The sequence below is a fragment of the Coleofasciculus sp. E2-BRE-01 genome (assembly GCF_040221695.1).
Lineage (GTDB): Bacteria > Cyanobacteriota > Cyanobacteriia > Cyanobacteriales > Coleofasciculaceae > Coleofasciculus.
This window is the reverse complement of sequence record NZ_JAVKEA010000058.1, coordinates 15,602-41,471: the sequence shown is the minus strand read 5'-3', so window position 1 is coordinate 41,471 and position 25,870 is coordinate 15,602. Positions and strand designations below refer to the sequence as shown.

At 45.0% G+C, this 25,870-nt stretch carries 14 protein-coding genes; 11 read left to right on the top strand and 3 right to left on the bottom strand.

All coding sequences use genetic code 11. From position 1 onward, the window contains the following. The first annotated feature begins 166 nt into the window (after window positions 1-166). A complete protein-coding gene (locus RIG66_RS06445) occupies window positions 167-2,524 on the top strand; it encodes a GumC family protein (RefSeq protein ID WP_446376309.1) in 2,358 nt (785 codons plus the stop codon). A 111-nt stretch (window positions 2,525-2,635) separates the two neighbouring features. Here the strand turns inward: RIG66_RS06445 and RIG66_RS06440 are convergent, their stop codons facing one another. Next, a complete protein-coding gene (locus RIG66_RS06440; RefSeq protein ID WP_446376308.1) occupies window positions 2,636-3,640 on the bottom strand; it encodes an NAD-dependent epimerase in 1,005 nt (334 codons plus the stop codon). A 222-nt stretch (window positions 3,641-3,862) separates the two neighbouring features. Between RIG66_RS06440 and RIG66_RS06435 the strand changes: the two genes are divergently transcribed. The 6 genes from RIG66_RS06435 (at window position 3,863) to RIG66_RS06410 (ending at window position 15,015) form a co-directional block, all read left to right on the top strand. Then, window positions 3,863-5,506, top strand: a complete 1,644-nt coding sequence (locus RIG66_RS06435) for a DUF6798 domain-containing protein (RefSeq protein WP_446376306.1) — start codon at window positions 3,863-3,865, stop codon at window positions 5,504-5,506. 303 nt (window positions 5,507-5,809) lie between these two features. Continuing rightward, window positions 5,810-7,573 carry a hypothetical protein gene (locus tag RIG66_RS06430; RefSeq protein WP_446376304.1) on the top strand — a complete coding sequence of 588 codons (1,764 nt, stop codon included), beginning with the start codon at window positions 5,810-5,812 and terminating at the stop codon, window positions 7,571-7,573. 280 nt (window positions 7,574-7,853) lie between these two features. After that, window positions 7,854-9,542, top strand: a complete 1,689-nt coding sequence (locus RIG66_RS06425) for a hypothetical protein (protein ID WP_446376302.1) — start codon at window positions 7,854-7,856, stop codon at window positions 9,540-9,542. 164 nt (window positions 9,543-9,706) lie between these two features. Then, complete coding sequence (locus RIG66_RS06420) at window positions 9,707-11,290, top strand: glycosyltransferase family 39 protein (RefSeq protein WP_446376300.1); 1,584 nt, start codon at window positions 9,707-9,709, stop codon at window positions 11,288-11,290. A gap of 242 nt (window positions 11,291-11,532) precedes the next feature. Beyond that, complete coding sequence (locus tag RIG66_RS06415; protein ID WP_446376298.1) at window positions 11,533-13,224, top strand: hypothetical protein; 1,692 nt, start codon at window positions 11,533-11,535, stop codon at window positions 13,222-13,224. A gap of 174 nt (window positions 13,225-13,398) precedes the next feature. Next, window positions 13,399-15,015, top strand: coding sequence for an ArnT family glycosyltransferase (locus tag RIG66_RS06410; RefSeq protein WP_446376296.1), 1,617 nt, complete (start codon window positions 13,399-13,401; stop codon window positions 15,013-15,015). 65 nt (window positions 15,016-15,080) lie between these two features. Here RIG66_RS06410 and RIG66_RS06405 read toward each other — a convergent pair whose 3' ends face one another. Next, a complete protein-coding gene (locus RIG66_RS06405; RefSeq protein ID WP_446376294.1) occupies window positions 15,081-15,995 on the bottom strand; it encodes a glycosyltransferase family 2 protein in 915 nt (304 codons plus the stop codon). Window positions 15,996-16,996: 1,001 nt separating this feature from the next. Here RIG66_RS06405 and RIG66_RS06400 point away from each other — a divergent pair. The 3 genes from RIG66_RS06400 (at window position 16,997) to RIG66_RS06390 (ending at window position 23,120) form a co-directional block, all read left to right on the top strand. Beyond that, window positions 16,997-20,692, top strand: coding sequence for a PAS domain S-box protein (locus RIG66_RS06400; RefSeq protein WP_446376292.1), 3,696 nt, complete (start codon window positions 16,997-16,999; stop codon window positions 20,690-20,692). Window positions 20,693-20,860: 168 nt separating this feature from the next. Continuing rightward, complete coding sequence (locus RIG66_RS06395) at window positions 20,861-22,213, top strand: hybrid sensor histidine kinase/response regulator (protein WP_446376290.1); 1,353 nt, start codon at window positions 20,861-20,863, stop codon at window positions 22,211-22,213. A 307-nt stretch (window positions 22,214-22,520) separates the two neighbouring features. Continuing rightward, entirely contained in the window at window positions 22,521-23,120 is a 600-nt protein-coding gene (locus RIG66_RS06390; protein ID WP_446376288.1) for a hypothetical protein, read from the top strand. Window positions 23,121-23,245: 125 nt separating this feature from the next. Here the strand turns inward: RIG66_RS06390 and RIG66_RS06385 are convergent, their stop codons facing one another. Beyond that, window positions 23,246-24,016 (bottom strand): hypothetical protein, encoded by a 771-nt coding sequence (locus tag RIG66_RS06385; protein ID WP_446376368.1) that lies wholly within the window; start codon window positions 24,014-24,016, stop codon window positions 23,246-23,248. A gap of 248 nt (window positions 24,017-24,264) precedes the next feature. On the opposite strand from RIG66_RS06385, the gene RIG66_RS06380 reads away from it, so the two are divergent. Beyond that, window positions 24,265-25,512 (top strand): DUF3747 domain-containing protein, encoded by a 1,248-nt coding sequence (locus RIG66_RS06380; RefSeq protein ID WP_446376286.1) that lies wholly within the window; start codon window positions 24,265-24,267, stop codon window positions 25,510-25,512. Window positions 25,513-25,870: the final 358 nt, after the last annotated feature.

The window sequence follows — 25,870 nt, the reverse complement described above, 5'->3', positions numbered from 1 at the left end:
TAGGGAATCAAGGATTGATTGTTGATGGCTGATTCCCTATTCCCATCAAATTTGTAAATTTCAGCGGTATTCGTGACGATTTTGAACCAACCTGGTACACAATTAAACAAGGTAAAATGATTTTTTGACGAACGCGCTCAATCCACGCAGAAGGAGTAGGGGGAAGATGGAGATCGGTCAGATTCAAGAACCATTATCGCCCAATGGCAATGGGAAACACCCAAAGTATGCACCACCGCTGGTCTACCGGACACCACCTCCGGAACCCGAACCGGATGAATGGACATTGCAACAGTTGGTCAACGTCATTCGGCGTCGGGCGTTAGTGATTGCTGGAGTCGCGATCGCAGTGACCTCGGGGATCAGTTTTTGGACGTTGAATCAAACCCCTAAGTATGAGAGCAAGTTTCAACTGTTGGTCGAACCCGTCACCGAGGAAGGAGACTTAGACAAACTCACGGAAGTGGTGGGTGGCGGTGATGGACGGAATTCCACACTGGATTATGATACCCAGATTCAGGTGTTACGCTCTCCTCAGCTAATGGAGGCTATTGTCCAAGAGATCCACAAGCATTATCCTGAGGTCAGTTACGAGTCCTTAATGACTCAGCTAATTGTCAGCCGACTGGGGGACACCAAGATCCTGGAAGGGCGTTATCGGGATACTGAGCCGGAAAGAGTGCGGCGGGTTTTACACGAAGTCGCTCGAGGCTATCTACGCTACTCTCTGCAAGAGCGACAATTGAACCTGAAACAGGGAATTCAGTTTGTTGATGACCAATTACCCGTGCTGCGCGATCGCGTGAATAAGCTGCAAGGACAACTGCAAGCCTTTCGCCAACAACATAACCTCCTCGACCCGGAAATCCAAGCCCAAGAGTTATCCCAGCGGGTGAGTGCGATCGAACAGCAGCAGTTACAAACTCAGGTTCAGTATCAAGAAACGCGATCGCTTTATAATACGCTCTTACAGCAGTTGGGATTATCACCCCAGCAAGCGGTTGCTACTGTAACCCTCAGTGAAGCCCCTCGCTACCAACAGTTACTCAACCAACTTGCGGAACTTGAATCCCAGATTGCCCTAGAATCGGCGCGATTTACGCCCCAAAGTCCCACGATGCAAGCCTTGCGCCAGAAACGGGATAATCTCTTACCCTTACTCAACCAAGAATCCCAAAACGTATTGGGCGCAAGCCTGACCGAGGCTGGGGTTTCCAGTGCTTCCCCCAATTCGATTCGCACAAACTTGACCCAGCAACTGGTGCAAGCGACTAATCAACTGCAAGTCTTGCAAGTCAAACAAAGTGCGATCGCGCGATCGGCTCAAATGCTTAACCTCCAGGTTAAACAAATCCCCGTCATCGCCCGCCGCTACACAGACTTACAGCGAGAACTCCAAGTCGCCACCGATAGCTTAAATCGCTTTCTGGCGGTGCGGGAAAATCTGGAAATTGAAGCCGCCCAGAAAGCCTTACCCTGGCAGATTATCGTCAAACCGCAAGTTCCAGAAGTCCCCGTGTGGCCCAATACCCAGCGCAATATCACATTAGGTGCGATCGCGGGATTATTGTTAGGCATGGGCGTGGCTTTGCTGATCGAACGTTTGGATAATGTCTTCCATTCTCCCGATGAACTCAAAGACTTAACCAAACTTCCCCTACTGGGCATTATCCCTTACCAAAAACAGCTCAAACAACAGATGATGTCTACGGCAAACTTAACCCAGGTGGCATCAGCTTCTTCTTCCGCCAATGGTGAAAAATCTCGCCGCTCATCCCGAAGCTACAATGCGTCTCCCTTCTTAGAATCATTCCGTTCGCTCCAAACGAATATTCGGTTTTTGGGTAGCGATACCCCCGTTCACTCCATCGTTATTAGTTCAGCTACCCCCTCAGAAGGAAAATCCACTGTTTCCGTCCACCTCGCCCAAGCCGCCGCCGCTATGGGTCAACGAGTGTTGCTGGTGGATGCGGACTTACGCCGCCCTCAGGTGCATCACTATTTGAACCTAGACAACCAGGTGGGCTTAAGTAACGTCATTGCCACTGGATTGACAGCAAAACAAGCAATCCAGCGCCTACCGATGTGGGATCGGTTGTATGTCCTCACTGCCGGACAAGTCCCGCCCGATCCCAGTCGTCTTCTGTGTTCCAAGAAGATGCAACATTTAATGGAGCAATTTCATGCGGTTTTTGACCTAGTGATTTACGATACACCACCTGTGTTAGGACTAGCTGATGGTCGTCTCTTGGCGGCTCACGCTGATGGTGTGATGATGGTGGTGGGCTTGGGTAAGAGCGATCGCTCGGCATTAATGCAAGCCCTAGATACTATGAGAATTTCTAACGCCACCGTGTTAGGCGTAGTTGCCAATGGTGTTAAAGGGTATACCACCCGGTCTTACTACTACTATCACAATCACTATGGAACCGAATCCGACATTCTCAAAGCAAAACAGCTATTGATGAAACGGATGGAGGAAAACATCCAGCCCGATGACGAAAACCAGAAGGATGGCGAATAAAAAAGGTTTAAACCTTCACCTGTGTAGGGGCGGGTTTCACTACTATCATTTCTGTTTCACCTAAATGCGACTAAACCCGCCCCGATTAAATCTGATCATTGACAAAATAAATTAAATGTTGTAGTAAGACCGATACCACTGCACAAATTGTTCCACACCCACTTCAATGGACGTATTCGGTCTAAATCCCACATCTTGCATTAAATCATCCACATCCGCATAAGTAATCGGCACATCTCCCGGTTGCATGGGTAGCATATTTTTCACCGCCGTTTTGCCCAAACATTGTTCTAAGGTTTCGATAAGTTGCAAGAGTTCAATCGGTTGATTATTGCCAATGTTGTAGAGTTTGTAAGGTGCAGAACTTCTCGAACCAGGTGAAGCATTTCCTGAGGCTTCCGGCGGCGGAATCTTACCCATGACTCGCACCACACCCTCGACAACATCATCAACGTAAGTAAAATCCCGTTGCATCCGACCATAATTAAACACATTAATCGGCTGTTCAGCCAGAATCGCTTTGGTAAATAAAAATAATGCCATATCGGGACGATACCACGACCCATAAACCGTAAAGAAGCGCAAGCCTGTTGTTGGAATATTGTACAAATGACTATAGGCATGAGCCATTAATTCATTCGCTTTCTTGGTAGCCGCATAGAGGCTAACAGGACAATCGACATTATCCTGTACTGAAAACGGCACCTTCGTATTCGCACCATATACCGAACTGGATGAAGCAAACACCAGATGCTTGATGTCAGAATGGCGACACCCTTCCAGGATATTGGTAAAACCCACCAGATTACTATCCACATAGGCGTAGGGATTTTTCAAGGAATAGCGAACTCCCGCCTGCGCCGCCAGATGGATGACAAACTCGAAGGATTCTTGGGCAAATAACTGGGCAATCCCTTCGCGGTCGGCTAAGTCTAGTTTATAAAAGCGAAACCCCGGTTGGTTCTCCAGTTGCGCGAGTCGGGCTTGTTTGAGGGAGACATCATAGTAAGCATTCAGGTTATCCAGTCCAATCACGGTATCACCCTGGGCAAGTAACCGTTGGCTGAGGTGGTATCCGATAAAGCCGGCTGCACCTGTAACTAAAACATTGACCACACTTGAATTCCTCTTGTAAATGTCGGCATTGGTTAAGCTGATACCGTTTGATCGGATGATCAAGGCAAGTTTAGCATTCCAGGTAGGGGAAACAATCCCGATTAATTTCTCGCGTCCGCCCCGACACATCAACGGGGTTATGTAGAAAAGAGCTATTCACGAGACGCTGACAATACTATACTTGGCAACGATTAGGGTTTAATTTGGGGAAGTATCACGCCAGTGACCAACGAGACGATATCAAGTCATTCCATACAAGCCAATCGGGTTAATCAAGAACGAACCCACTGGAAGCAAGTCAGCATTCAAATTGTGGTCGTCACCGCATTCCTCAGTTTGGGGTTCCTGCTGGATGGCAATATGGGTGGCGGTAATGAAGTCAATATTTTACCATTTGCCAGACAGTATGCTGACCCAAGTTGGATTCCGGGAGACTGGTATCTCAATCAGCCTCCGGGCTATCGGATACCATTCCTGGCATTGTTTGGCTCAATGGCGGCGGCTTGGGGGTTTTTAGCCACGTCTTTAATCGGGCGGCTGTTGTGTTACACCCTGATGGCTTCCGGGTTAGTGTTTCTGGGTCGAAAGTTGGGGTTGAGTTTGCCCTTGCTGCTGTTGGCGGTTGGCTTATTTCTCTATGTGGATGACAATCAAGGGATAGTTGCCCGTGAATGGTTGGTGGGAGGAGTTGAGCCGAAAGCTGTGGCTTACGGTCTATTGCTGTTCACCATTGGGCTGATGTTAACGGGTCGCTATCGGCTGATGGCACTCTGGTTAGGGCTAGCCACATTATTCCACATTTTTGTCGGGGGTTGGGCGTCTCTGGTGATAGGAGGATGGTTGCTACTCAGACGCCGCCACCATTTTAGAAGTCTCCGCTATCTGGGTTCCGTTCTGGCGATTTATCTGATAGCCAGTGCGCTATCGATTTACACGATTCTGGAACATTTATTGACACCTAGTCCCACAGGTGTTGTCGAACCGTCCTATGTTTATGTGTTCATCCGTACTCCTCACCACCTAAATCCCCTTTATTGGTCGGCGGAATGGTGGATAAAACCTGCTGTCTACTTGCTAGTGTTGGCGCTGAGTGCGGCAATACTTTGGCGCCAGCGACAGTCTCAGGAACATGCGGTACGGATGGGGCTGGCGGAGTTCACACTATTGACTTTGATACCGTTTGGCTTAGGACTTGCGATCGCGCCGTTTGATGCTCAGGGTACGTTCCTACAATATTACCCGTTTCGGCTGGGGGATGTGATGCTACCCTTGAATACTTGTCTGCTGTTTGCTTGCGCCCTGGAGCAAAGCTTTATCGGTAAAGCAAGACCCATTTTGTTATTCGTTTGCATCGTGTTATTGAGTGGAGCTTGTACTGTTCAGGCTGTACAATTTCATCAAGCTTTAGTTGCCCTATCTGAGTTTCCCAGTGAACAACAGGGGATAGAGCCGGAAGGTAAAGCTATTAGTGATTGGATTCGCAAGAACACCCCTGATGATGCGCTGATTGTTACACCCCCCGCAGAACTTACCCCCTTTACTTGGGTAGCAGAACGCCCCACTGTCGCCAAATTTAAGTTTATCCCCCCGACGAAGGTGGGAGTGTTGGACTGGTATGAACGTCTCACTGACTTGAGTGGTACACTCAACCCGTGGCCCCAACCGGGTGAACGAGTCACGTTTAGTAAGATGAAGCAGGCGCTGAGGGCTGGTTATAACAGCTTAACCACTGACCAAGCCCAGGCTGTGATGAATAAGTATGGCGCTGATTATCTGCTCACGAGTACCACTCACTCTCTAGATTTTGCGATCGCGTATCAAAATTCGCGTTATATTCTCTATGTTAAGTCTTCAGATAGGCAATAGGCAATAGGCAATAGTACAGAATGTCTTAACCTGCCTTTGTAAGGCTATAACGGTTTAATTTTAGGCAATGGTTCATGTCGATTTTTATTGGTTTTTCTGATACCTGATGCAGGGCGACCCGATAAGGTTTATGGGTGAACTGTGTTCATTTTTGCAGCGGGTCGCCCCTACGGTTCAATTGATATCAATAGGATTGATGGGGTATGCCAAATGTGGCGGTAAATAGTCGGACATGACTTTACACATAAGACATAAGACATAAGACATAAGACCAATGAACCATGAACAATCAACAAATGACGAATGACAATCCCCGCCCTTAACCTTAACTTTTCCCACCTACTTACTGGCAAAGTCTCTCGCACTCAGAAGGTGTTTTGGTTGAGTTTGAGCTTGACTTTTGCTGCTATTTATGCATATCCAGCACTGCAAGAGGTGTTGAGTCATGACTATATTGTGCAGGATGATGCGCGGCAGCATGTTTTTTGGATGCGTCGGTTTCTCGATTCACAGGTGTTTCCTGGGGATTTAATTGCTGATTATTTTCAATCGGTTGCACCCTGGGGATATGCTACATTCTACCGACTCTTTGCCACGGTAGGAATTGATCCGATGACGTTAAGTAAGATTTTACCGCCAACGTTGGGATTGGTGGCTACCGCCTACTGTTTTGGCATTACTCTACAACTTTTGCCTGTACCCGTGGCGGGATTTATCGCGTCGTTACTATTGAATCAAAATCTCTGGATGAGAGATGATTTAGTATCGGCTACACCTGTCGCCTTTGTCTATCCGCTATTTCTCGCTTTTGTGTATTATCGGTTGCGCCGATTGTTACTACCAGCTCTTGTCGCGATCGCGCTTTTGGGGGTATTTTATCCTCAGTGTGTCTTGATTGTGGCTCTTTTGTTGATTGTTCAGCTAGGGCGGTGGGAACAAGGGCGGTTTCGCTTATCTCCAGTGCGCTCAGATTATTGGTTTTGTGGGTGGGGATTAGGAGTCGCATGTGTGGTTCTCTTCCCCTATTTAAACCCGTCAGAATTTGGTTCTGTAATTACGGTGACACAAGCGAGGAGATTATCGGCTTTTTCGGCTGAAGGATGGTCAAGTTTTTTTAATGATGACCCCTGGAATTATTGGGTTTGTGGTAAGCGTAGTGGTATGCTGCCAACGGAATGGTGTCGGTTGATGGCAAAGTATTCGATTCTTTTAGTACCACCACAGGTTTGGGTAAGTTTTTCTTTGCCGTTTTTGTTGAACTATCCCTCGCGGTTCCCTTTAGTTAAACGGGTGAGTGGGGGGATTAGGCTCTTACCTCAGATGCTGCTGGTATCGATGGGTATGTTTGTCGCGGCTCATTTGTTTCTATTTAAGTTGCATCTTCCTAATCGTTATACAGAACACAGTTTGCGGATTGTGGTGGCGTTGGCGGCGGCTGTGGCGCTGACTATTTTGTTAGATACGGGTTTACGGGTGGCTCAAACGAAAGGGAAACCGCTTTGGGGGGTTGGGTTTATGGGGGGTTTGGTGGCTATTCTTATGGTTTATCCCAGTCTTTTGCAAGCGAATGATTACCCGTTTCCGATAAGTCGTTACACGGTGGGAACGATGCCAGAACTTTACGAGTTTCTGCAACAACAACCGCAAGATACAGTGATTGCTTCGTTGACGGAGGAAGCGAATAGTTTACCGACGTTTGCCCAGCGCTCGATTTTAGTGGGGGGAGAGGGATATGCGTTGCCTTATCATTTGGATTATTACCATGAAATGTATCGGCGGACGGTTGATTTGATTGAGGCTCAGTATAGTTTAGATGAGGGAGTGGTGCAAGATTTTATTCGGCGGTATGGGGTGGATTTATGGTTAGTGGAACAGGGGGCGTTTACGCCGGAGTATGTGATGGGTAATCGTTGGATTCAAGAGTATGAGGCGGCGGCGACAGGGGCGAGGTTGAGTTTGCAAGGAGGAGGGCTTCCGGTTTTGGCGGCAAAGATGGAACGATGTATGGTGTTTGAGGGGGAGGGGTTGGTTGTTTTGTCGGCGGATTGTTTGGGTATTAGTCATTAGTCATTTGTCCTTTGTTAGGTTAGATTTGTTGTCTCATGATTTTATTTTTAAACGCAGAGGTACGCAGAGGGAAGCGCAGAGAAGCGCAGAGGTTTTTGCGGGATGTTAATGGGGCGAGTCGCGGTTTTGGAGAGGAGGATGTTCTTAATGAATATGGCATATTTTGATGTAAGAGTGGGTTTTATAGTCGTACTAATGCAGGTTAGGACATTCGTTACTGTTAAATGTTGACTGTTCACTGTTCACTGTTCCCTGTTCCCTGACAAATGACGAATGACAAATGACGAATGACAAACTATCTCGTTCTCAGATTATCGTTTGGTTCAGTCTCAGTTTGACGTTTTCTGTTGTTTATAGTCTTTTGGCACTTCAGCAGGCGTTTAGTAGTGACTATTTGGTGGATAGTGATGCCAGACAGCATGTGTTCTGGATGCAACAGTTTTTAGAGCCACGGCTATTTGCGGATGATTTAATTGCCGATTATCATCAGTCGGTTGCGCCAGTTGGATATGCGACGCTGTATCAGATTATGGCAGGTTTTGGGATTCATCCCCTGGTATTTAATAAGCTGGTGCCGACTATTTTGGGAGTGATTACCACGGGTTACTGTTTTGGTATTGGTTTGGAATTGTTACCTCTGCCAATCGCTGGATTTACGGCATCTCTATTGCTGAATCAAAATCTTTGGACAACCTATACTCTGATTTCGGGTACGCCGAGAGCGTTTGTTTATCCAATTGTGTTGGCGTTTTTGTACTATTTGCTGCGGCGCTCACTGTTTCCTTGTCTGGGTGCGATCGCGCTTTTGGGGGTATTCTATCCTCAGTATGTGTTGATCTGTGCGGGAATCCTGATTTTGCAGATGGGAAACTGGCAAGGGGGGCGATGGCGGCTTTCGGGGAATCGCCGGGATTATTGGTTGGGTGGGTTAGGATTGGCGGTGGCGATTCTGGTACTGCTACCCTACACTGTACAGTCTAATGAATTTGGGCCTGCGATCGCGGCGTCTGCGGCGAGAGGATTACCGGAGTTTATGCCTGAGGGGAGAACCCCTTTTTTTGATGCGAATCCTTGGGAGTTTTGGCTGTTTGGCAAGCGTAGTAGTTTTTTGGGGGGATTGTCTCTACCGCCGTTACTGTATCTGGGGTTACTACTGCCGATACTGTGGCGCTATCCCTCCCGCTTTCCCTTGGTGAAGCAGGTGACGAGGGGTATGGCGATTTTACCTGAGATGGTGATAACGGCGGGTATGACGTTTGTTCTCGCCCATGTTTTCTTGTTTAGGCTACATCTGCCGATTCGGTATACCACCCATAGCCTGCGAATCGTCATGGCATTGGCGAGTGCGATCGCGTTTGTGGTAGTAGTAGATGCATTGGTTTATTGGGCAAGGGTTACCTCTCACCGCTTTAGAAGAGGCTTCGCCTGGGTAGTTACGGCGGTTTTGGGGATGATACTTATTTTCTATCCCTGTTTTGTGAGTTTCCCGTTTACCCGATATAAACAAGGTCAGTATCCCAGTTTATATGAATTTTTAGCTCAACAACCGCAGCCGAGTCTGATTGCTTCCCTTGATGAAGAAGCCAATAATTTACCGACGTTTTCCCAGCAGCCGGTTTTAGTCAGTGAAATGTATGCGATTCCCTATCATGTCGGGTACTATAATCAGATTCGTCAACGGGCGATTGATTTGATTCAGGCTCAGTATAGTCCAGACTTATCCCAGGTACAACAGTTTATTCAACGCTATGGCGTCACCTTTTTTTTAGTGCATCGTGCCGCGTTTACACCCGACTATATTGCAGGGAGTAATTGGTTGATGCAGTATCCCCCAGCGACAGAAGCGATTGCTCAGTTGCAGGCAGGAATAAATCCCGCCTTGTCTCAGGTTACAGAACAGTGTAGTGTATTCGAGACGGATGCTTTGATGGTTCTAGACGCGCAATGTATTATGGGGATTGCTGAATAAAGAAAGCTGGGGTGTAGGGGCGGGTTTTATAGATAACTTATGGCAAAAACGTTGTCGGGGCGGGTTTAGTCATATCTGGGTGCAACCCTGAATGATAGTAGTAAAACCTGCCCCTACCTTAAACCCGCCCTTCTAGGGCAGCGGCAGGAAGTTAGGGTGAGAACATGAAAGAAATTCGTCATCAGGTCATAATAGCTTGTGTGGCAATAACAATCATCTTGGGTTTATTTTTTCGCTTCGCTAACCTAGGAAAAAAAGTCTATTGGACAGATGAAATTTATACATCAGTTCGCGTCTCCGGACATACCATTCAAGAGTATAGTCAGGATAACTTCAACGGCGATATAATTCAAGTTAAAGCCTTACAAGATTATCTACAACCTCGCCCCCAAAACGGCTTAAACGATACGATGAAGGCATTGGTCAATAAATCCGAGCATCCACCATTATATTATTTAATGGCTCATTTCTGGGTGCGCTGGTTTGGCAATACTCCCCCTATTACTCGCAGCTTATCCGCGTTCATCAGTCTATTGGTATTTCCGGCAATATACTGGCTATGTTGGGAGTTATTTGAATCTCCGATAACCGGATGGGTTGCCGTTTCCCTGATTGCCGTTTCTCCAGTTCATATCCTCTACGCCCAAGAAGCACGGCAATATAGTTTATGGACGGTAACTATTTTACTATCCTGTGCCGCTTTACTCCGAGCAATGCGAATGAAAACGCCAGTAAATTGGGGGATTTATGCCGTAACTCTGTCACTGGCACTCTATTCTCATTTACTCTCATTCCTGGTGTTAATCGCTCAAGCCATCTACGTCGCCGCCATGAATCGCTGGCGGTTAACTCAACAGTTCAAGGCATATCTGTTCGCCTTAATCGGAGCAATCGTGGCATTCTTACCCTGGTTCGTCTTAATTCGCGAAGTTCGAGCCACAGGTTGGACATCAAAAGATATTCCACTATGGATTCTCTTCAAGCGTTGGATGTTTAATCTAGCCGCCGTATTTTTTGATCCGCAAATTAGCTATGATAAGCAACTATTCGATATTCGCTATGGTATGGATAATGGACAATTTGGGTTGAACTATCCATTAACTTATCTCGTCATCCCAATTCTACTTCTGGTAGCTTACGCAATCTATTTTCTGATTCGCACCACACCGAAACTGGTTTGGTTATTTGTCCTAATTTTAATCAGTGTCACAGCACTCCCTTTAGCCTTACCCGATTTACTGGGGCGGGGACAACGTTCGACGATTGCCCGTTATCTCATCCCTATTTTTTTGGGTATTCAATTGGCGGTGGCTTACTTACTCAGCGTCAAAATGACTCCCGGTTTTACCAAAGCTGGACAACAGAAACTGTGGCAAGTGGGAACCGTTTTTTTAATTTCTCTAGGAGTTTTATCCGGTGCGGTGAGTTCTCAATCCGAAACCTGGTGGAACAAATACACCAATTACTATGACCCCCAAGTCGCTCGGATTGTCAATCAATCTCCCACCCCTTTAGTCATAAGTAGCAGTGTCGTGAGAACCACATCGCTGAGTTATTGGCTCAACCCCGAAATCCAGTTAATAGTAATCGAAGCCCCCCCACTTCCCGATAATCTCAATCAATTTAGCGATGTATTTTTATTTCAACCCACCAATGACTTACGGGCTGAACTCGAACAGCAATCCCCCTATCAAATAAAACCCGTCTATGAATTAGGATGGCTTTGGCAAATCTTGTCCCCTAATTAGGGTGTGCTGTTGTGAGGTTATGGGGTGATGGGGTGATGGGGTGATGGGGTGATGGGATGATGGGGGAGAAACAGAAATTATCGTATATATTTTAAAGTTATTGCCTTGATTGAACCCCCCACAACCCCCAATACTACCTGGAGCGCTCCCTCTGCGAACCTCTGCGCTTTCCCTCTGCGAACCTCTGCGTTGAAAAAAATCGACTCTTCCCTTCTACAAACCATTCAAAAATCCGTCTCTCTATGCCGAAAAACCACCCCAAAAAAACCCGACTCTCCCTCATCACGCATCAATCCCAAACCAGAGTAATTTTCTGGTTATCCCTCAGCCTCATCATTGCCACCAGTTATAGCCTTTTAGCCCTACAAAAAGCCTTCAATTCCCCTTATATTGTCCAAGATGACGCCAGACAACACGTCTTTTGGATGCAGCGATATATAGATTCCCAATTATTCCCCAATGATATCATTGCCGATTATTTCCAATCCGTCGTTCCCGTCGGCTATAAAACAATCTACCAACTCATCGCCAACCTAGGAATCACACCCCTAACCCTGAGTAAACTCCTCCCCCTACTCCTCACCCTAATCACCACGGCTTACGCCTTTGCACTCACCCTACAACTCCTCCCCCTACCCATCGCCGGATTTATTAGTTCCCTCCTCGTCAATCAAACCCTGTGGATGCGGGATGATTTAGTCTCCGCCACACCCAGAGCATTTGTCTATCCATTACTTCTGGGATTCTGGTATTATCTAATCAGGCGATCGCTCATTCCCAGTTTAGGTGCGATCGCGCTACAAGGATGGTTCTATCCCCAAAGTGTTCTCATCTCCAGTGGAGTCTTAATTCTCCAGTTAGGGAAATGGCAAGGGGGACAATTACGACTGTCGCGGGAAAGGAAGGATTATTACTTCTGCGCGGCGGGTTTAATCGTGGCATTTTGCGTCATGTTACCCTACGCCATCACCACATCCGAGTTTGAGCCAATTATTACCGCCAGCCAAGCCCAACAAATGCGGGAATTCTGGGCGGGGGGGCGAGCCAGCTTTTTTACCGATAATTTCTGGGATTTCTGGTTAAATGGCGATCGCAGTGGTCTTCTCCCTCGACGCCAATCCCTCCCTATCTTACTATACGCCGCCCTCTTCTTACCCTTTTTGGGTAAAATTTCCAAACACTTCCCCCTAACCCGACAGATAAAACCCTCAATCATCCTCCTCCCTCAAATTCTCCTCATCTCCCTAACTCTATTTTTTACCGCCCATTTACGACTCTTCCAACTCCATTTACCCAGTCGTTACACTGAACACACCTTACGACTCCTCCTCCCCATCGCCACAGGAATCGCCTTAACCATTTTATGTCATGGACTATTCCAGAAAACAAAAATCATCGCCATCGGTTTCGCCACAATCCTCGCCGGAATCCTGCTATTCTACCCCCTCCTCGTCACAGACTTCCCCAAAACCGCCTACGAAATCGGAACCGCACCTGAACTTTACCAATTTTTTACCCATCAACCCAAAGATAGCCGCATCGCCTCCCTATCCAGAGAAGCCGATAACCTCCCCACCTTTTCTCACCGTTCCATTTTAGTCAGTTGGGAATATGCCATCCCCTATCACCTCGGCTATTACATCCCCTTGCGCCAACGCGCCATTGACTTAATTCGCGCTCAATACAGTCCCAACCTAAGCGAGATCAAAACATTCGTCCAACACTATAATATAGACTTCTGGCTAATCGACCAATCCGCCTTTACCCTCGACTATATCACCCACAACAAATGGATACAACAATTTCAACCTATCGCCACAGAAGCCAGCCTCAGAATAGAACAAGGAACACCCTTAGCCATTCCCCCCTTAATTCCAAAATGCTCCATCTTTCAAACCCAACGATTTATAGTATTAGACGCAAAATGTCTTTAAAGTCAAATAGTTCGTAGTTGCGCTTTAACACCATAAACGCTGATATTGTGAACTATAGCAATCCTATTTGAGTTGTGTCCAAAAATCTGATAATTTTCGGGAATGGGTAATGGACTCCTAGCAATCTTATACTATAACTACCCAAATAGGAAAATCAGATTGGAGGATAATCCGTTGAAGACTGCTGTACCATCAAAAACTATCGATAGAGCCTTTTGCGCCTTAGTGATTTTTAGTCTATTGATTAACCTTTGGGGAATTAACTGGGGGTTACCCAGTTTTAACGGCTGGGCGGCGGACGAACTCACGCCGATACGAGTGTTGGAAGCCGTGGAACAAGGATTTGCTAATGGGTGGCATTATAAGTATCCACCATTTCATTTCTACCTGCTTACGCTTTTCTATTCCCCTGTCTTGCTCCTCCATCAATTGGGTGTGGTAAATGTCTATAGTTTACCCACCTATACCCTGTTATTTTATATCGGCAGAGTTCTCAGTCTGATTATGGCAGCCGGGATTTTAGGGATTGTCTATAAAATTGGACAAGAACTCTATGATCAACAATCAGCATTCTTTGCTACCGTCATCACCAGCTTGAATTTACCCTTTATTTATTATGCCAAAACCATTAACCTTGATATCCCCTATTTATTTTGGTTCATGTTATCATTACTCTTTTATATCCGCCTCTTAAAAAAGCAACAAACTAGGGATTATCTATTATTTGCAGCGACAGCCGCGATTGCGGTTGCCACGAAAGACCAAGCGTATGCCTTCTATATCCTAACCCCTAGCTTTATTGTATGGCAGCACTATCAATATTTGCAGCAACGTGATTCATCCGTCACCCTAAAAAATGCCCTGAAAGACCGAAAAATTGTTCTTTCATTAGGCGTAGGACTTGCCCTATTCCTCGCTATCCATAACGTTGTATTTAACTTAAATGGTTTCTTTGCTCATGTCAATGATATTACATCAGGGGGCGCTACCATCAGTCCTCGATTTGAGCGAAATATTTTTGGACACCTGACCATGTTTTGGCAAAGCTTGAGGCATATTAGAGTGTCTTTTGGCTGGTTTTTATACGGAATCTGCATACTGGGTTTGCTCAAGGCTGTTTGGCAACGGAAACACTATTATCTCCTCTGTTTACTGATTCCGATTGTCTCGTATTATTTATTTTTTGTCAGCATTGTCATGTATAACGCCCTGCGTTTTCTGCTTCCCGTATGTCTAATTTTGGCGTTTTTTGGTGGCAAGTTAATCGGGGATTTTCTTAAGTCCTATTCCCAGCTATTTCGCGTTAAAGCTTTATCAATTATAGTTGTATTTATTTATACCTTTTTTTATGCCACATCCGTCAATGTATTGATGACCCATGATTCGCGATACTCAGTGGAACAATGGATGATAAAAACCATTACCCCCAACGATTTTATTTTAGGAGCTGGTGACGCTAAATACTTACCCAGATTAGAAAAATTTAGCTCCGAAAGTCTCAAGCGCCCGACTCTGGAAACTCTCAAACAGAAAAATCCAGATTATATTATTGGTACGAGTGCCTACGATAGTCGTCGCTTTGAAGCAGGTACACCTAAGTATGAATTTTTCTCTAAACTAGAAACAGAAGAACTCGACTACGATTTAGTTTTTCAGTATAAAGCTGATCCCCAATGGGATTTACTAAATCATCAAGAATTAGGCTATCGACATATCAATCACATGTATGTTTACTCCAATTTCGATAAAATTAATCCAGAAATAAAAATTTATAAAAAGAGTAGTCAGTAAGTCAGCACAGTTTAACGTAAACGGTCATTTGTCATTTGTCCTTGGTAAGTGACCCGGATTTAGTATTAGATCCGATTACTACGTTTGTCAATCATATCTGCTAAAAGCGCAAACATACCGATTTGGGTAGCTGCGACAAAAAGAATCAGAGTCGATTCAGTTAAATCCTGCCGAATAAAGACATCTTGAAACAGGGAAATTAAAAAGCCGACAAAGAATAAACTAGCCACAGGGAAAAATATTCGCATTGGTGCAAAATATACGCCCATGCGAAGAATTAACTGAATAAACCCTAAGGTATCACGGATTGGCTTAATTTTACTTTTGCCCACTCGATGATAGTAATCAATCGGTTCGTAATGGACGATATAATTATTCGTGAGCATGGCAATTGTAATCGTGGTTGTAAAACTGAAAGTATCCGGGAGAATAGTCAAGAATCGTTCCACCACATTTTTGCGAAACACCCGCATTCCACTATTCAAATCAGGAATGCGATACTTCGTCACCCACTGGGCGAAGTGGACAAGAAACCACTTGGGAATCTTACGAATTCGGGAATAGCGAACATTAGCCCCAATCCGCGCCCCGACTACCATATCGGCTTGAATTGCCAGTTTCACTAAGTCAGGAATGCGTTCATTTGGATAAGTTCCATCGCCGTCTGTAATCGCGATAATAGAGTATTTAGCACATCGAATTCCCGTCTTTAGCGCTGCACCATATCCTCGATTGATTCCATGGCGGATCACTTGAATAGTTGGATACTGTTGTAAAATTTGAGCCGTGTGATCCGTCGAACCATCATCGACTACAATAATTTCCGAGTTGCACGGCGCAGATTTGAGAATTGTCTGCAAGTGTTCCAGTGTAGCAGCAATACTTTTTTCTTCATTATAGAGGGGGAGGACGACTGAAAAATCAGGGCAAGTTCCTGAAACTAAAGCGGATACCTCACCCCATCGCTGACTATCTGGCATTATTTATCTATTCCCCTGATGAAATAAGAGTTGAGCTTATTTCAAGATACTATCATAACTGGCTTTTCTGTACTTGGGGAACAGGGAATAGGGAATAGGGAATAGGGAATAGGGAATAGGGAACAGTAATGATTTGAGGCTTGTGAATATTTCTTAGTACAGCGTACAGAATTTATGTCCAGGTACTTATCACCCTAAGTCCGGGGCAAGTTCATCACTTAGGCGATAATTAAAAAATTCTTTTAAATCGGGGATAATAGTTTCGCCTAAGCAGAATAATTTTTGATGCCGTATGTTTAATGTTTTATGAGTTTGCAAAGGGATTTAATTAACGACGACTCTACACTCTAGACAACATGGCACAGTTGAGGAACTTGGGTCACTTGTTTGCGTGGGCTATTACCAATTTTATAAGATTTTACAACAGAAAGCTCGAAAAGCTGGGATGCATTCAGCCGTGAGTAGGGTTCAAGGGATTCAGGCATGGATTGGTAACAATGGGGACAGAACCAGTAGACTTGGTGAGAGCGAATGTGCCTGAGTAAGGTGTGTGAGCAACAAAGACAACTATGACTAAACATCTTTTTCCTTCCTATTTGCAGTAGAGTTCAATTCAATTCCGGTACGATACCGTTATTGGCGTGGTTTGACGAGACTGTAGAGTGTGATACAATCTACGACAACTCTGCTTTATCTCTAGACTAAAACCGAAATCTGAGGAAATTCTGAGGATAAAAATCTGTTTCAAAAGTTTATAGTTTCTGGACTGTAGCGAATCGGACAAGAGTATTAAAAGAGTATTAAATAAAAGCTATTCAATTTATTTTTGTGGTAGGCAATCAGGCGGATCAGGGGTCATGGTGTCAAACTGGGGCGTCAAAATAGGGATTCGATGACGATCGCACTGTAGATAGGAGTATGCCCCAACCCAGGATCTGTCGCATCAATGGCGGAATACCGGGTTTGGGCAAACCTCACGCACGCGATCGCAAGAATACAGTATGGTTATCCATCAACAAGCCAGCCACCCCAACCCTACCCCACAGGCGAACCCGACGTCATGCCCGTTTCAGGAACAAAGGGGGGATTCTGAGGCTTGTGCGTTTCTAGCCATCTTCAATGACTCCCTGGATGCTATGGTGATTGCTGATAGTCAGGGAAAATTACTCCGAGTCAATCGGGCGGCGGGTGAGTTATTTAAATTGTCTGAGGATCAACTCCTGCATCACACGATATTGGAGACGACACCGATTAGTCTTCATCACTGGCATTCCTTTCTCGCCCAAGGGCGAATCACCCACAACTTTTGTCTCTGGCGTGCCGATGGGACTCAACGCGATGTAGAGTTAGAAGGTACTGCCAATATGTTGCCAGATCATCATCTATTAGTGTTGCGAGATGTAACTGAACATCAGCAAGCGGAAAAGGCATTGCGGCAATCCCAGCATGTGATTGAACAAATTAGTCAATCCATTTCCGCTATTGTTTATATTTACGACATCATCGAACAGCGTAATATCTATAGTAATCGCACCATCACTGAGATTTTAGGGTATTCTCCGGAAACAGTACAAGCCATGGGAGAAACCCTGTTTCCTCAACTGATGCACCCGGATGATTTAGCCAAATTAGCGGCACGAATTGAAGGCTTTGCGACAGCTTCCAATCGAGAAATTATCGAAACTGAATACCGAATGCGTCGTGCCAATGGGGAATGGTGTTGGCTTTATAGCCGAGATACAGTGTTTGCCAAAACTCCCGATGGCAAACCTCAACAAATTTTAGGTGTCGCCACCGATATTACCACGATAAAATTAGCCGAAGCCAAAATATTAAGCTTGAATGCTGAATTAGAACAACGGGTGAAAGAACGCACCGAAGCCTTACAGCAAGCCAATGAAGAACTCAAACGAGAAATTCGCGATCGCCAACAGGCTGAAAAAACGTTACGAGAGAGTGAAGAACAATTCCGGTCTATTTTTGAGAATGTCTCGGTGGGAATTACCCTACTGGATCTCGACGGGTATATTCTGACAGCTAACGAAGCCAATTGTCGGTTTCTAGGCTACTCCCCCGATAAAATCATCGGAATGCATTTTTCTCGGTTGACTCACCCGGAAGACTTGTCTCTGGATACCGACTTATTTGATTCAATCGTGTGCGGAAAACGCACAAACTACACCATCGATAAACGCTATCTGCGCCAAGATGGTGCTTGTGTTTGGGGTCGGATCACGGTATCGATGATTAAAGATGAAGAGAGTTCACCCCGATATATAGCCGTCGTTTGTGAGGATATCAATGATCGCAAACAAATGGAAGAGGTATTGCGAGAAAGTCAGCAGAAATATAAAACCCTGTTTCAAATCTTTCCGATTGGTATTTCCATTACTGATAAAGGGGGAAATATTATTGAAGCCAATTCCGCCAGTCAGGAAATTTTAGGACTATCCTATCAAGAACACACCAGTCGCACTTATGATGCTCCCAATTGGCAAATTATTCGACTCGATGGTACTCCTATGCCAGCCTCTGAATTTGCCAGTGTTCGCGCTTTAACCGAAAACCGAGTCATTGAAAATATGGAAATGGGAATCGTCAAAGCCAAGGATAAAATCACTTGGATTAGCGTCACCGCCGCCCCCATTCCTCTCGCTGATTATGGCGTTGCCATTGCCTACATTGACATTAGCGATCGCAAGCGCATGGAAAAGGCATTACGGGAAAGCCAACAAAAATATAAAACCCTGTTTCAAATCTTACCCATTGGGATTTCAATCACCGATAAACAGGGGAATTTGATTGAAGCGAATGCGGCGAGTGAGAAAATTTTAGGCTTATCGGTTTCTGACCGAATTAATGCTAAATATGTGACACCACAATTGAACGTGATCCGACCCGATGGCACAGTAATGCCCCGATCCGAATTTGCTAATGTCAAAGCCTTAATTCAAAACCAAGTGATCAAAAACCATGAAGCTGGAATCGTTAAGCCAGATGGAAAAATTACCTGGATTAGTGCGACAGCTTCACCGATTCCGTTACGGGATTCGGGTGTGGTTGTTGCCTATTTAGATATTACCGAACGCAAGCAAGCCGAAGAAGCCCTCCAGCAAGCGAAAGAAGTGGCAGTTCGAGAAGCCAAACGCAGCGAAATTGCCAACCGTGCCAAAAGCGAATTCTTGACCAATATGAGTCATGAACTCCGCACGCCGCTGAATGGTATTTTAGGGTATGCTCAATTGCTCAAACAAGACACAACCTTAACCAATGCACAGCACCATAATTTGAACATTATTTATCAATGTGGTGAACACCTGCTCACGTTAATTAATGACATTCTTGACCTAGCTAAGATTGAAGCGCAAAAGATGGAACTCTATCCCACAGAGTTTCACTTGCCCAACTTTCTCCATAGTCTGGCTGATTTGTTTCAGTTACGTGCCCAACAAAAAGATATTATCTTTACCTATCAAGTGCTTTCACCCCTTCCTAATGGGGTGATGGCAGATAACAAACGACTGCGACAGGTTCTGTGTAATTTACTCAGTAATGCGATTAAGTTTACGGATCGGGGTGAGGTGACATTTACGGTGAGTGTTGTCAATCGAATCGATGTAAAATCGGCTTGTACAAATTATGCCGTTGAATCAAACCAGGGCGGGTTTTGTACAAACGTTACCATTAATAGTCAAAATCAAGTCCCTAAACCCGCCCCGACAAACCCGGTTTACTCGAAGGTGGCGAAGGGTCAACACTGTAAAACAATTCGTTTTCAAATTAAAGATACAGGTGTGGGTATTGATTTGAGTCAATTAACCAAAATCTTTTTACCCTTCCATCAAGTCAGTGATCATAGCCATGCGACTGAAGGAACGGGATTGGGATTGGCGATTAGCCAGAAATTAATTCAACTGATGGGGAGTGAAATTAAAGTTAAGAGTATTCCCGGTAAGGGGAGTACATTTTGGTTTGATATTAATTTACCCTTAGTCTCAGGATGGCACGAACCGAATCCTTCTACCAAACGCCGGATTACAGGCTTCAAAGGGGACAAACGGAAATTAATGATTGTGGATGATAATAGAGTGAATCGTACTCTATTGCGGGCGATGCTAAAGCCTTTAGGGTTTGAAATAATAGAGGCAGTTGATGGTTTAGACTGTTTGCAGAAGGTTGTCGAATGTTATCCCGATCTAATTTTAATCGACTTAGTGATGCCAGAGATGGATGGATTGGAAACCACACGCCGAATGCTAGCATTACCCCAACTTCAGGATAAAGATATCGTCGCGATCGCGCTTTCTGCCAGTGTCTACCCCCAGATTCAGCAGGAGAGTCTCGCCGCCGGGTGTCGAGGTTTTCTCGCCAAGCCTGTGGAAACCCAGCAACTTCTCGACGCGATCGCACTCCATTTAAACCTAGAATGGATTTATTCCCTACCCCAATCTCTCTCCCCAACGAAGGCGGCTACTCTGACGCAGACGCCGATTATTTCCCTACCCGCATCAGAAATTACAGCATTAGCTGATTTAGTTAAAATGGGGGATATCCAAGGCATTATCGAACGCGCTGAATCTCTAGCCCAACAAAATTCGCAATTTGAACCCTTAACCAGCCAAATTTGTCAGTTAGCGAGAGGGTTTCGATTGAAACAACTGCGGGAACTGATTCAAGATCATCTTGTTGATGGTTGATAGTTCATGGTTCATGGTTCATTGTATTCCTTCTCCTCTAAGGCAATCCATTATTCAGCCGTCAGGGGTATTCCAGGAATTCTTGATTACATCTTTTTAGCCAAACCATTACCCTATTAATCACTATATGTCTTGGTTGGTTGCTTGTTTCATCATTTATCATTCATTATGACCCTTCAAGTTCCGGAGAAAAGTAAACTGCTGATTGTCGATGATAACCCCACCAATTTAGGGTTTCTCTTTGAGTATTTAACTCAATCTGACTTCAAAGTCTTAGTCGCCTTAGATGGAGAAAGTGCGATTGAACAAGTGCAATATGCCCAGCCGGATCTGATTTTATTAGATGTAATGATGCCGGGATTGGATGGATTTACAACCTGTAAATGCCTAAAATCTGATCCATCGACTCAAGATATTCCCATAATTTTTATGACCGCGCTGTCTGATACCGTCGATAAAGTCCAAGGCTTTAAAATTGGTGCAGTTGATTATATCACCAAACCCCTACAACCCGAAGAAGTATTGTGTCGCGTCCAAACCCATCTTGCCTTGAGAAATCTGCAAAAGCGACTCATTAACCAAAATAAAAAACTATTGGATTCACAAGATAAAGAACGGCAAAGATCCTTAGAACTTGAGCAGGCATTAAAAAAATTACAACAAACCCAACTTCAACTCATTCAATCCGAAAAAATGTCAAGTTTGGGTCGGATGGTTGCCGGAATCGCCCACGAGATTAATAATCCGTTGAATTTTATCTACAGTAATGCTTCAATTACAAAAACTTATCTAGAAGAACTCTTACACTTGCTTCATTCTTATCAACGTACCTACAACAATCCCAGCCCCGAAATTGTTGCAGAGACTGAAGCCATTGACTTGGATTTTTTGCAGTCAGATTTACCCAAAATTCTCAACTCAATGCAAGTGGGGGCAGAACGAATATGTCAGATTATTCTGTTGTTGCGGAGTTTTTCTCATTTGGATGAATCAGATTTTAAATTAACGGATATTCATCAAGGAATTAACAATACACTGTTTTTGTTACAGCACTGTTTTAAAGCTCAGTCAGACCGACCCGCTATTCGAGTGATTAAAGAGTATAGCGATCTGCCTAAAATTGGCTGTTATGGTGGTCAGCTTAACCAAGTATTTACATCTATTATCACCAATGCCATTGAAGCCATTGATCAGGAGAAAGCGAAATGGAGAACAGGCAACAATGGGTTTGAATCGAATCCGCTAACACCAACGATTTGGATTTGTACGGAAATTAAAGACAATACCAATGTGGTTATTAAAATTGCCGATAATGGTTCAGGGATGAATGATGAGATCAAACGCCAAATCTTTGATCCCTTTTTTACGACAAAGCCTGTGGGGTCAGGAACAGGTTTAGGTTTGGCGATTAGTTATCAGATTATTGTCGAAAAGCATAAAGGTCAGTTACAGATGAATAGTCAACGGGGAAAAGGGACAGAATTTGTGATTGAGATTCCTCTAGATTTGAAGGAAGAGTAGAATTGATGGATTATAGATAATTAAACTTATGACATCAGGCTTGAAATTAGGCAACAGGCAACAGTAAAGGTTTGAGGCTTGTCAACATTTCTTAGTACAGTGTACAGAATTTATGTCTAGGTACTTAGATGAATAATGAATTCCATTAAATCCTACCTCGTTACACCGCCTTGAAATCAATTTCAAGGCTTATAGCTAAAGTCCGTTAAAACGGACTGGGACAAGTTATTAATTTGTACGGGTATTTTTTTGATAATTAGCAACGTGTAAGTATTCAACCGAACGTTATATGACAAATGGATAACCTATGTCCTACAGCCAGTTTACCCTTGCTCAAGCCGTGGCAGACTTTAATCTCGTCTTGGTTGAAGCGCCTCAATTTCTGCCGGAGGTGACTCCGGTTACACCGTCACCCATATTAACGGAATTCCTAGAAACAAGTCTACCTTTAACCGCCACAGGGAGTGAAAAGGCACGGTCTGAGGGTATTATTTACCCAATTCTCTGGGAAGTCAAACGCCTTTTATCTTCTCAAGTTAGCTTGTTTTCAGGAGAAGAGTTTGATGTCGATCCCACTGTGGGTTTAAATGGGGTGTGTGATTTTATTTTGTCTCGTTCGGTTGAGCAACTTTTTATTCAAGCCCCAGTGGTTATATTAACGGAAGCGAAGAAGGCAGATATTCGCACGGGATTAGGTCAATGTGTGGCGGAAATGGTGGCGGCGCAACGGTTTAATGCGGCGGCGGAACGTTCGATTACGACGGTGTATGGCTGTGTAACCAGTGGTACACAGTGGCGGTTTCTGAAGCTGGAGGGACAAACGGTAACGATCGCGCTAACCGATTATCCGTTACCCCCAGTTGATCAGATTCTCGGATTTCTAATTTGGATGATTAGAGACGGTTAATTGTAGGGGCGGGTTTAGCCGTTTACTGAACGGGCGTACCAATAACCTATCAAGAAAACCCGCCCTCTTTTTGTTTCGATTTGAGCTAAATTACAAATGACAAAGGACATAAGACGAATGACAAATTACGCTGTCTTGAAAAAGCGGATAATTTCGCGAACGTGATCCAGGAATTGACTATCTGTGGTTAATTGGGCGATCGCTTGTTGGGCTTCCCGGGCTAAACGCCTGTGTTCAGCCTCATTCTGGGCTTCGAGTTGATCAAAAGAAGCGCGGAGTCGGGCGACATCTTTGCGCGTTTCTTCCCAGTTACGGTTCTGTATCGCTACCCAAGACTGCTGATTTTGGGGATCGAGTTGGGGTTGAATCTGTCTGATATCCTGTTCTAAGTTTGAGACGCGATCGCGCAATTGGTACACATCCTCACGGGGATACTTAAACTCCCGGCGAATCATCGCTAAACGGGCGGCTAAATACTCATAGAGTCGAATCGCTGGGCGTAAGGCGGTTAACAACAATGCTGCACCTGAACTAATGTAACCTACCGCACTAATCCCCATAGCCGCTAGCGTGTAAAGCCCAATCGCAGATAGAATATGTAAAGCTATCGCTACCCAGAGCGATCGCGTTGCTACCACTTGAGCATAATTCACCTGTTTGGTGTCAATCTGTATCCCCTTTTCCGCCGATTGCGCCGCATCTGCCAAAACCGACTTGGCTTCAAAGTGGACATTCCAGGGAACTGTCACAACCACCAACAGCCACCAAAAGCTGGCAACTCCAATCACCCAATCCAGAAAATGTCCGGCGCTGATATGCAACCATTGCAGGATGCCAAATATCAGTAGGGTGATGATTCCCAATGCGCCACTCCATCCGATAAAGTTAAATAACATACCTGTGACCTGTAAGTGTGAAACGTTTTCCCCGATCATGGGTAAGGGTTCCAGGAACAGGGGTTCAGCTTGTGATAGTTTCTCTTGTTTCACAGGGGTACACCTGATCCGGTTGATTGTTACGAGATATTAAATAAACGCTAAGTACCGAGGAATCTGGGAAACTTTTATATGTCTAAGTCATCACAGACTTTGTGCAGAGGAAAGTTTTGAAGGACTATAAACCTACAAGGATTGAAGCGGACAAGATGAGAAAGCGTGCATTTTTTACACAAGTAGCCACCCTAGCCACAATCGCCCTATCTAGCCTAATCGCGAATAAATCCGTGGCGGCGACATTTGAGCAAATTCCGGTTGAGCAAAATAAATTTATTGCGGTTGCTGCACCTTTTGGCGAGAGTTCCCATCAACTGCTGATTATTGAACAAAAAAGCAATGCGCGGCAGTGTTGGAGTGAAAGTGGCAGTAATCCGGTTATCGTTGATCCCCTATTATTAAACTTTGACTTTAGCGGAATTTGCGGACGTAGCACCGATAGTAATGGCTATTCAATCCGCATGGCGGGTGAAGATTTGGGCTTAGATTACCTGCTGAGAATTGTTGAACGCGATGGGGAATTAGTATTGGTGGGAACCAATAGCCGCGATCGCAGCGCCCCAGAGGTTATAGTGGGTAGAACCCAAGGATTAGCCAATGGGTTTGTCAAGATCGTTTTAGAACCCGGTTGGGACTTTGCCCGACGTTCCTATCAAGGTAAACCATTGGGTCATATTTATCTGGCAAATAGTCAACCCTTAAGCAGTATTGGTACAGGTGGCGGTTCCGGTACAGGTTCTAATCCAGGTACAGGTTCCGGTACAGGTTCTAACCCTGGCACAGGTTCAGGAACTGGCAATCCAACGGTGACATTTCCTGATGTTGCCAATGACATTTATGCCAATGAAATTCAGCAAGCCGTGGCAATGGGATTTATTGCTGGATTCAGAGAAGATAACACATTTAGACCGCAAGCGGCTTTAACTCGTGAACAATTGGTTTCGATTATTTTTGAGGCACTGAATCAACTTCCCAACGCTGATTTAGAACTGCCTGATCAAGTTACCTTTGCCCCTTATCCTGATGTTAATCCCTCCCGATGGAGTGCCGCAAAAATTCAATGGGCGCGGGAGAATAATATCATTAGTGGTTATGCGGATGGAAAGTTTCGACCCACCCAACCAGTGACTCGTGCTGAACTGATGGCAATGGAACGACGGGCGGCGGAGTTTGCCTTAAGCCTTCAAGGTCAACAACCCACGCTGACAGCCAATCAGTCTGCTTTACAGTTTAGCGATATTCAGGGTCATTGGGCAGATGCGCTAATTACCCAAATGTCGGCTTATTGTCGAGTGGCGTCTCCGTTGAATGAAAGGGGAAGTGCTTTTTCTCCCAATAGCCAAGCCCAACGGAATTATGCGGCGGCGGCGACGGTGCGAATGCTTAATTGTGTGAAATGATTTGTCATTCGTCATTCGTCATTTGTCTTATGTGTAAAACCATGTCCGACTAATTACCGTCACATTTGACATACCCCATCAATTCTATCGATATCAATTGAACGGTAGGGGCGACCCGCTGCAAAAATGAACACAATTGACCTATAAATTTTATCGGGTCGCCCTGCATTAGGTATCAGAAAAACCCAGGAAAATCGACATGAACCATTGCCTAAAATCAACCCATTAATTTTCCCTACATAACCCTGAATCGCCTAGGATTAATTATCGGAAACTGCCCCATCAATTCTATCGATATCAATTGAATGGTAGGGGCAACTGGAATACTGCTCCCCTCTTGCTCCCCTCTTGCTCCCCT